Source organism: Serratia sp. UGAL515B_01 (assembly GCF_033095805.1).
Taxonomy (GTDB): domain Bacteria; phylum Pseudomonadota; class Gammaproteobacteria; order Enterobacterales; family Enterobacteriaceae; genus Chania.
In genome coordinates this window covers 401,286-410,630 of record NZ_CP109901.1, presented here as the reverse complement: position 1 = coordinate 410,630, position 9,345 = coordinate 401,286, and the positions used below count along the sequence as shown (strand labels likewise).

The window sequence follows — 9,345 nt, the reverse complement described above, 5'->3', positions numbered from 1 at the left end:
TAGTGAAATAACTTTAATTGGGGGGCTTTTGCCCCCCACAAAGGAGTTGTCATCATGATTAATCTGCGTGGTATCAACCGCGTAGCGATTATTGGCGGAGGAACTGCTGGCTGGTTCGCTGCTCTGACGCTGCGTCGCATCTTTAGCCCTAAAGTGGAAGTCATACTGGTTGAATCACCTGATATCGGTATTATCGGTGTCGGTGAGGGGGGGCTACTCAATCTAGTGCAAGCTTTGCAGCAAAACCAAATCCCGATTGATGAGTTTGTCCAGGAAACCGGTGCTGCCTACAAACTGGGGTTTGTGTATCAAGGCTGGCGCGATGGCAGCAAAAACGACCATTACTATCATCTGTTTGCCAAGCCAGGAATTGCTGCAACTGACTGGTATGAACAGGGGATCTATCCGTTATTTTCCGCCCTTATTGAACAAAATATCCCGCTACACTTGCTGGTTCCTGGCTTTAAAGTTATTGCGGAGAATGCCTCGCAGCAACAAGCAACATCCATGTTGGCCGACGCAGCTTCTGGTCTTTCTGCTTCCTATCACTTTGACAGCCACCGAGTGGCGAAATACCTGGAGAAAATTGCCGTGTCGCGCGGAGTGATCCATCGGCGAGCGAAAGTGATGGATGTACAACTCAATGAACAACGGCATGCGACAGCTTTACATTTATCAGACGGACGGTTAGACATCGACTTTCTGATCGACGCGTCCGGATTGGCCCGTCTGGTGGTGGGTAAACAGTTGGAAACCCGTTGGCACTCTTTTTCGCCTTATCTGCTGCTAGATCGCGCCATTCCTTTCCATATGGCGCATCCGGCACCAAACCCAGCGTTGCTGACGCGAGCATTAGCAATGAATGCAGGCTGGATGTGGCAAATACCGTTAGTCGAACGCGTAGGGGCTGGCTATGTTTTCAGTAGTGCGCATATCGACGAACAACAAGCGTTAGACGAAATTGAACGCACGCTGGGCTTTGCCATCAATCCGATGAAAACGCTGCGTTTTACCCCTGGGCACTTCGAGCAGGTATGGGTTGGCAATATTATGGCCCTAGGGCTAGCATCAGGTTTTGTTGAACCACTTGAAGCCACTTCTATTGGGCAAATGCTGGAGCAACTGCGCAATTTTGAACGTGTGCTTACCCAAAGCCAAGGTGTGATCTCCGAGGCAGCGGTCACAGACTTTAATCAGGCTAATGCCAAGTGTTGGGCAGGTATCCGCGATTTTCTGCGCATGCATTATGATTGCCCACGACAAGATACCGAATTTTGGCGCGATGCCACCGCGGCACCGAAACCCGATTCTTATCAAGCATTGAAAGAGTGCTTCACATTACGGACACCGCGTATGATCGATGTACAAGACTATGCGATCAACGGTTGGCAAGGCATCTTTCACCTTATTAACTGGTTATTTGTTGCCGCCCCCCTTGGCGTGATCCCTTCTGCTGCCGCTCGGATCGAGCTGATGGCTCTGCCTGATGAATCAAAGAAACGCTTGTATGATGTGCTACAAAAGCTACAAACCGAGCAAGCAAACCAAGGGCATTGACACAATAAGTTGATGCGCAGCCAAACGTCATACTTACGCTCGTTTAAATCTCAACACCCTATTTTACTCTTAATACTGCCGGGGAAAATTCCTTTCCCCGGTTGATCACGCCATCACGGTGCGATAGAGCAGTTCGTCCAGCGATCTGCTGCTACGTGCAAGCTTATGCGGCAAAGCCGTTTGTTGACTATCTGATGCCAGTTCCTGCGTGATAAACGCGTGGATAGCCTCCCTACGAGGCCCATACTCCGCCTCTCCTGCTCGCTGTTTCACGACCAATAGCGCGTCGATTTCTGCCAACAAAAGGGGGTTTTTCACTGTTTCGGCCAACAATTGCTCAAAACGCATCGGCGGCGTGCCTTTGCCTGCCTCGATCCAGCGCACTGCCAGCAGCGGGCGTAATACGTAGAAATATTTCTTCAACCGCACCTGTTCGCTTTGCAGATAACCACGAAAGTTTTTCCGCGCCATAGACAGATAGTGCCAGCGAGCACGCTGTGGGGAAAACCATTCAGGAACGAGGTTACGCAGCGCAGCAATGGCCTCAGGAGTTTCCTGGTATACCACCGGTGAATCCAACCGCTCGATTAACGTCGGGTTAGCGCGTTTCAACAGACCAAGCGCTTTGCGCCATTCCCAACCACAGACATCCAGTTCACCATCGATGGGTAGCTCTATCACATCCCGCTGAGGCTCCACCCGTAGATACCACTCTGGCCGGTGCACATACAAAAAGCGCACATCATAATCGCTGTCTGGTGAGGCAAAGCCCCAGCCACTCCCCCTGCCATTCCAACCGCTCAGTCCACGTATTAGACCAATGACTGAAAATCCAGTGTATTTCCCTCCACAGGTTAGTGATGATGGACTTTTGGGTCTGCGACGGCACCACAGACAGTTAAGGGACACAGCCTAGAACTCATCCTGTTGCAGATAGCTCCAAGCATACTGGGCATACAGCTCCGCCCCTTTTACCATAACGTCTTCGTCAATATTGAAACAGCCATGATGATGCGCCCAGTCGGTTCCTTTCTCTGGGTTACCACATCCCAGTAAGGCAAAGCAACCGGGGATATTTTCAATATAGAAGCTAAAATCCTCGCCACCGGTAGTCGGTTTTTCAGCAAACAATACCTCTTCACCAAAGGCAGAACGCACTACAGACTGCGCTAACCGTGCGCTACGCTCTTCGTTGATCACTGGAAGAGTGCCGTAACTGTACTCCACTTCGGCACTGGCACCGTAAATAGCGGCAGTATGGTGGGCGTAACGCTCAATCGCAGCTTTGATACGCTCACGTGTTGCCACATTAAAACAGCGTACTGTGCCATCTAATGCGGCATTCTCAGCGATGACGTTAAAGCGAGTACCCACTTCCATGCGCCCAATCGTCACCACCGCAGATTCCAGAGGGGATGTTTCACGAGACACGACCGCTTGCACATTCATCACAAAAGCCGAGGCCACAACAGCAGCATCCACACAAGCTTCCGGCATCGAGCCATGACCACCCCGCCCTCTAAACTTTACTTTGAGTAAATCGGCAGAAGCAAAGCTGGAACCTGCGTTACAAGAAATCTTGCCTGAAGGGCTGGTAGTCCAGATATGCATACCAAACACATTATCCACACCCTCAATCGCCCCCTGTTTCACCATCTCACGAGCCCCTTCGGCAATCTCTTCCGCAGGTTGGAAAATCAGCCGTACGTTGCCGCGCAGGCTGGCTCTGTTTTCATACAGTACCTTAGCGGCCGTCAGTAGCATCGCCGTATGCGCGTCGTGCCCGCAGGCGTGCATTTTTCCCTCAGCTTTTGATTTATAACTTAATGTGTCGTTCAGTTCCTGCACCGGCAGTGCATCCATATCGGCACGCAGTGCCACGGTCTTTCCTGATTGCCCACCAACAATCTCGGCTATCACTCCGGTAGGGGTAGTCAGGCGATAAGGAATGCCGATCTCCTCCAGCGCTTGTGCCACTTTTTGCGTCGTGCGCACCTCTTCCCAGGGCAGCTCCGGGTGAGCATGCAGATCGCGGCGAAACGCAATCATCGTTTCTACATGGGCATGAACAGATTGCGCAATGGCATTATTGGTCATAACAGGTTGCCTCCGTGATTTCATTTACTGTTTGAAAAGTGACATCAGTCGCCTTTTAAAAAGGCACTGCCTAAGCGATTTTCTCAAGATGCTGTTGAATGCACCCTGTATCCGCATAAGTCATGGTTTATCCTGAAATGGGGGTGATATAGCCCACCATGATCCCCGCCAACACGACGGAAACCATAGTGACTGAAATAAAACCGCCGACTAGCATCGGTGCAAGCATATGGTGTGTCAGGATCTCACGCTCTTTGTCGTCCTCGGTAAGCGCGCTAATCGCTTCCTGAGTAATAATGTAATCTGCTGGAAATCCATACATTGCCGTCAGGGAGATGGCAAACGCCATTTCCATACTAACGCCCAGTAGCCTCCCCACTAGCCATGAGATAACAAACATTCCCACTACCGCGACGATAATCAGGACAACCATCGGGTATACCAGCCGTAGCAACATTTCCGGCGTTGCCCTATTCAGCGTATCAAAGATGAATAGCATCAACCCCATCACTGCGAAACCAAAACCATTGGCTTTCTGCAGGGGGTGTTTCTCGAGAAAGCCAAGTGTGGCCGCCACCACCCCAAACAGCAGACAGAGTACGAATGGACTGATGGTTATCACCGGTGCGAGCCAATGTGATGCCAGATAGGCAAGATAGGCCACCAACGCCAAACGCAGGAACTTGAAATAGCTGGTGTTATATTGAGCAGGGATGGAGTTAAACATGCGCGGCATTTTTTCTTCAGCCGCGATCGTGGTTTCCTCCTTATCTTCGGGAAGCTGCGCCACCGACTCGCGCCATTCACCTTGGCGATATTTTTGCAGAACGCGTTTACCTTCCCGTTGCAACATAATGGCAGTCAGCGGGTAACCGGCAAAGCCTTGCATGACATAGAGCAGGATGGCAAAAACAGAGAGATCAACCAGCCCAGCACTTGCAGCCCCTTTCGACATGATAATCGCAGATACAATCCCACCAACCAACGGAGGAACGGTGACAATGGCCGTATTCATATCAAATAACAGCATACAGGCAGCAAACACGGCTACGGTAATGCCGCACACGCCCGCCAGCGAAATAATAATCGTCTTCCATTGCCGCATCAGTTCCGACACAGAAAGCAATGTCCCCATATTGGTGATAAGCAGATACATCAACATCCCGGCAACCACCGGCGTGATGCCAGCAACACTGACAATATCTTTCGGGAAGAACGTCCAGTACCCCAACAGAAACAGCACTGCGCAAACAAATACAGAAGGTATCCATGCTCTGGTTCGCACGGATACGGCATCCCCAAAGTACAAAATTGCCATGACAATCAAAAGTGCTAACATCTGTGACATAGAAAAATTCCTTTTTTGTATTTCTCAGCCATTCATTTATGCCCTAAATAATTCGAGCTACATGAATGCGGAAACTGAACGACAAATCAGTCAGGAACCAATTTGAATGCCACAAAGCGGCAGCCCGAAGGGAAAATCACAAAAGTGTGACTTCTAGGCTATGTCCCTTAACTTCATGCGCCTACCACTGGCGGACATTTGAGCGCAAGCCAAGTGTGAGTCGTACCGTTTGGTGGACCCAATAAGCAGCGAATAACGCACCCGATAGCACGACAACAGGTATATTTTGATACTAAACATACATTTGCAAAAATAACAGAATAATATTCAGCACATCATGAGATGGCGGGTAGTTAAATTGAAAATTTTCACCATTGAATGAATCTACTGGTTCATTCTGGTCAAAAGCTTTATAACCCTTTCAGGTTCACCTTTAGAGTAAAACTTTTAAAAGGACGTTAGATTTGAAGTACGCATCAGTGCCGTTAAATCAAAACCAGAATGGCTGGTTACAAGAAGATATGTTACCCGCAGCTTACCCAACACTTGTGGGGGATAACCAGGCTGACTGGGTAGTGGTAGGTTCAGGATTTACCGGGGTTTCCTTTGCCAGACGGCTAGCAAGTCATGATCGAAATCTGAAGATTATCGTCATTGATGCAGCTTGTGCAGCAGAGAGTTCATCGGCAAGAAATTCAGGGTTTATTATCGGGTTACCCCATAATATTGGCAGTTCCACAGCAGAGCTAAAAAAAGCTCAGTCTTATCGTTCTTTATTACAAGAAGGGATCAATCAATTAACAACTGTGATTGAGCAACAAGATATCGAATGTGAATGGGAGAATGTCGGTAAATATCACTGCCAGGTTGATACTACCCAAGAACGTGTATTGAAAGAATATACTGACAATCTCGATACTATGAATGAGCCGTATCAAATATTAGAAAAAGAATCACTATATCAAAAACTAGGAACGCGCTTTTACCATAAAGGTATTTATACTCCCAGCACAATCCTGGTTAATCCTGCCAAATTGATTAACGCACTGGCGAATAGTCTGCCAGAGAATGTGACGGTTCATAATAACACGCCGGTACTAAAGATCCTGCCAGGTGCTATAGCACAAGTGGTAACGCCTTATGGCACGATTAAAGCGGCCAATATCATGCTGGCCACCAATGCCCTTTCCAGGGAGCTTGCCCCAGTGACTAGCAAACAGGCGGCTATGGCCACCTTTGCCAGCATTACTGCACCATTGACCGAGGAGCAGCGTAAGAGACTCCCCGCGATGAGCAGTTGGGGGTTAACACCGGTCAATGCAATTGCCGGAGCAACATTACGTTATACCCAGGATCACCGTTTCCTGATACGTCAACATGTTGCAGCAGCATTGAATGGCAGGGTCACGGCTGTGCAGACCTATCAGGCAACCCAGTTACACCAACGGCTTTTCCAGAAAATTTACCCGCAACTGGGGGACGTTCCCCTCACTCGGACCTGGTCAGGCACCATCAGCGTGACCAGGAACGGGGCACCAGTTTGGGGCGCGTTGAGTAAAAATATCTACACTGCAGGTGGATGCAATGGTGCTGGAGTCTCCAAGCAGACCGTCGCCGGGACGCTGCTGGCAGACTTTGCATTGGGCCAGGATCACCCGCTGATCGGTGCAATGCAGGAACTTGGCAAGGCAAACTATCTACCTCCCTCCCCGATCCTTGATATCGCTATCGCTGCATCGCTATTGAAAGAGCGCTACCTGGGGCGCAGGGAAATCTAGGCCGTGTCCTTCAATTACACATGAGTACCCCTGGCAGGGAGTTAACAGAGCCTACCGGGATAGGCTCTAAGAAGAGGGAATAGATTCGAAACACTGTTTCCCCAGACGGATATACTTGTCGAGCGCAATAATGAACTTGCGATGCTGTCCGCGCAGGTCCGCTCCGGTATAGCTTTCCCCTGGCAGCAGATTAAACACCTTGGCCGTGTCATCTTCGGCCAGACAACTCTGGTGGATCATCACGCGGAAATAGCTATTACCGGTATTTTTCAGCACCCCAGACTGTGGATCATATTGATAAGTGAAATGCATCTTACGCGGCCTAATCACCAGAATGGTGTCAAGCGCTACCGTGGGTGAAATCAGAGGCATTTTGCTTTGATTCGGTATGGAAATCGCATTGGCAGGGATCTCTTTAATGACGATACGATAATAACGTTCTCGCTCATCAGCTGCCCCACGATAGAGGATTTTAAAATATTCCCAACCGCCAGGTTCCACGATTTTCTTCAGTGGCGTGTATAGTATCTAGCCATGCTCCACCGGCAAAGGGCGCTCATCGACCCCCGGCTTATTAATCCGGTAAGCATTAATGACGTACAGATTGGTACTTTGAGTATTATTCACAAACTGGCGCGATAAGAAACGCTTGCCGCTCTCCAGCGTAAACACGCCGGAAGAGAGATAAATCGCCTGTGCCGGAAACGCGAGCATAAGTGCCACCAGCCACAAAACCAGACCATACGCCTTAATGGTGTATATACCGCAAGATTTTGCCGGCCGCAGAAACGACAAGTAACGTGGTCGTGCCCCCCAGTATCCCCTACCTAAAGGGGCAAGCGCACAAAGCCCGTGTTCTACGTTACGCCCTCGATACCTTCCACTTTCCATCTTGATGACGGTTTTTGGAGGCAGCCTCGGCGCCTTGGGCAATTGACGAGAATCGCCTGAAATCATCATAATCATTTCTTAATATCTACGCCTGTCCAGATGGCCGTAACCCGCACCTCACCAGAGGCGCTCACCATGCCCATCCAGTCCTGTCCATCCAGAGTCCGCATCGATTGCGGTTCATTCATCGGGAAAGTGAGCGATAAGTCGGTGCGATAAAAACTGCCATCATTCTGATAGGGGTCGGGCCAGGTTGATTCCACCCAGCGCGCCGGATTCAGGCTGATAGTCGAGTTATCACAACTATTGCGCGAACGGACGGTTTTCCCACTGCTATCGGTATAAGCCAGATAGGCGGAGAACGGAACACGGAACTTGCCATCGCTGGAGGAAAATATACAGTACGGACGCTGATTGACTATCTCCATCGGGCCGGAAACCTGTGCAGCAATCACATCGGCCTGCCTCGGCCCGCTTGTGGTCACGGTATAATCGAAAACAATCGGTGGCTCCTTTTCCCCCACCTTTCCTTCGCGCACAGGCTTGGCAACCAAATCCTTGGAAACGATGCTGATACCATAATCGCGCGGGTGGATAATAATGGTGTTCGAAGGGGTGAACTCGTAATACCCCGACTGCGGAGCTGAAAGGCTGGTAAATAGGAAAGTGAAAAAATCCTGGCTGTGAGCCAAATCAACACCACGATCGATCAGATTCTTCAAGAATGTCTGGGAAAAGAACACATAAATACCCCCATCACCTGTTTTGAATAGCCTTGAGGCCTGCGTGGTTGAGCTGTAGGACACCCAATTGTTAGCACCGTCTGGGCTGAGCCGTATCGTGTTTGCGGCAGGAGTGAACCCTAGTGCAGCCGTATTGACCCTCAAATTTACACGCACTGGCGCAATCATCGTTCCCTCCAACGAGTAATTCACCAGTCTACAGATAGCCCCGGATTGCGCACCAATGTAGCCTACGGTACAAAAATGTGAGCCTAATCCAATAACCGGGTTGCCATTACTGTCGATAAAAATCTCTTCCAGCGCGTTTGATGATTCAAGCTTTAAGTCGCCCGCTTTAGTGATGGTGAATTGATCGTTTCCCTGCGTTCCCCCCACCGAGACACAACTTTGCCCGGCGGCAGGACATAATCTTTGGTCGTGTAACAATAGTGGTACTTATAGACATTCACCGCGCCCACGGGGACATTTCTAAAATACTCATAGGCTGAGTTAGAGAATACGCCACGAGGGAATCCCGCCTCGCCCAACCAAGTGCTTACTTTTATGTGGTAAACACCGTTTTTACCTATGTAGCCCGGCAGATAGCCATCTGCCGGACAGGTTTTTTCGCTTCGCCAGCAGCGATCACCGACGAAAGGCCGATCTATCGGCGAGTCTTCCAGCCAGATATCAGCAAAGGAATTAAGCGCCATAAGGCCAAAAGCACCCATATAACCCAAGCTGAGTTGCCTGTTCGACGCATATTTAGTAAACATGTTGGCACCGGTAAAGCGAGGGTCAAGCGTCAGCGGCGTAACGAAGTACTCGCCATCAATCTGATTCTCGACAAATAAATACTGGTTCTTCACGTTAGCAGCCTGAATGGTGAATGAAGCCAAAAGTAAACCCACAGCTAATATGATAAAATTGCGCGGTTTCATCGTTTAATCCC

At 49.7% G+C, this 9,345-nt stretch carries 9 protein-coding genes; 2 read left to right on the top strand and 7 right to left on the bottom strand.

Annotated features, from left to right (window positions below; translation table 11 throughout):
- Positions 1-54 precede the first annotated feature (54 nt).
- Positions 55-1,557 (top strand): tryptophan halogenase family protein, encoded by a 1,503-nt coding sequence (locus tag OK023_RS02050; RefSeq protein ID WP_317694535.1) that lies wholly within the window; start codon positions 55-57, stop codon positions 1,555-1,557.
- 105 nt (positions 1,558-1,662) lie between these two features.
- On the opposite strand, the gene OK023_RS02045 is transcribed toward OK023_RS02050, so the two are convergent.
- The 3 genes from OK023_RS02045 to OK023_RS02035 form a co-directional block, all read right to left on the bottom strand.
- Positions 1,663-2,466, bottom strand: coding sequence for a nucleotidyltransferase domain-containing protein (locus tag OK023_RS02045; protein ID WP_317694534.1), 804 nt, complete (start codon positions 2,464-2,466; stop codon positions 1,663-1,665).
- A 3-nt stretch (positions 2,467-2,469) separates the two neighbouring features.
- Positions 2,470-3,654 carry an amidohydrolase gene (locus tag OK023_RS02040; RefSeq protein WP_317694533.1) on the bottom strand — a complete coding sequence of 395 codons (1,185 nt, stop codon included), beginning with the start codon at positions 3,652-3,654 and terminating at the stop codon, positions 2,470-2,472.
- Positions 3,655-3,781: 127 nt separating this feature from the next.
- Positions 3,782-5,002: a hypothetical protein gene (locus OK023_RS02035; RefSeq protein WP_317694532.1), complete on the bottom strand. Its 1,221-nt coding sequence runs from the start codon at positions 5,000-5,002 to the stop codon at positions 3,782-3,784.
- A 464-nt stretch (positions 5,003-5,466) separates the two neighbouring features.
- Between OK023_RS02035 and OK023_RS02030 the strand changes: the two genes are divergently transcribed.
- Positions 5,467-6,780 carry an FAD-binding oxidoreductase gene (locus OK023_RS02030; RefSeq protein ID WP_317694531.1) on the top strand — a complete coding sequence of 438 codons (1,314 nt, stop codon included), beginning with the start codon at positions 5,467-5,469 and terminating at the stop codon, positions 6,778-6,780.
- Between the two features lie 66 nt (positions 6,781-6,846).
- Here the strand turns inward: OK023_RS02030 and OK023_RS02025 are convergent, their stop codons facing one another.
- The 4 genes from OK023_RS02025 to OK023_RS02010 form a co-directional block, all read right to left on the bottom strand.
- A complete protein-coding gene (locus OK023_RS02025; protein WP_317694530.1) occupies positions 6,847-7,281 on the bottom strand; it encodes a hypothetical protein in 435 nt (144 codons plus the stop codon).
- A gap of 27 nt (positions 7,282-7,308) precedes the next feature.
- Positions 7,309-7,494 carry a hypothetical protein gene (locus tag OK023_RS02020; RefSeq protein ID WP_317694529.1) on the bottom strand — a complete coding sequence of 62 codons (186 nt, stop codon included), beginning with the start codon at positions 7,492-7,494 and terminating at the stop codon, positions 7,309-7,311.
- Between the two features lie 248 nt (positions 7,495-7,742).
- Complete coding sequence (locus OK023_RS02015) at positions 7,743-8,789, bottom strand: hypothetical protein (RefSeq protein ID WP_317694528.1); 1,047 nt, start codon at positions 8,787-8,789, stop codon at positions 7,743-7,745.
- Positions 8,735-9,334: a hypothetical protein gene (locus OK023_RS02010; protein WP_317694527.1), complete on the bottom strand. Its 600-nt coding sequence runs from the start codon at positions 9,332-9,334 to the stop codon at positions 8,735-8,737. Before OK023_RS02010 ends, OK023_RS02015 begins: the two co-directional genes overlap by 55 nt.
- Between the last annotated feature and the right edge of the window lie 11 nt (positions 9,335-9,345).

Excerpts from the sequence above, each read along its gene's own strand:
- OK023_RS02010 (WP_317694527.1), bottom strand. The coding sequence starts at position 9,334 with ATGAAACCGCGCAATTTTATCATATTAGCTGTGGGTTTACTTTTGGCT.
- OK023_RS02050 (WP_317694535.1), top strand. The coding sequence starts at position 55 with ATGATTAATCTGCGTGGTATCAACCGCGTAGCGATTATTGGCGGAGGA.
- OK023_RS02040 (WP_317694533.1), bottom strand. The coding sequence starts at position 3,654 with ATGACCAATAATGCCATTGCGCAATCTGTTCATGCCCATGTAGAAACG.
- OK023_RS02020 (WP_317694529.1), bottom strand. The coding sequence starts at position 7,494 with ATGCTCGCGTTTCCGGCACAGGCGATTTATCTCTCTTCCGGCGTGTTT.
- OK023_RS02035 (WP_317694532.1), bottom strand. The coding sequence starts at position 5,002 with ATGTCACAGATGTTAGCACTTTTGATTGTCATGGCAATTTTGTACTTT.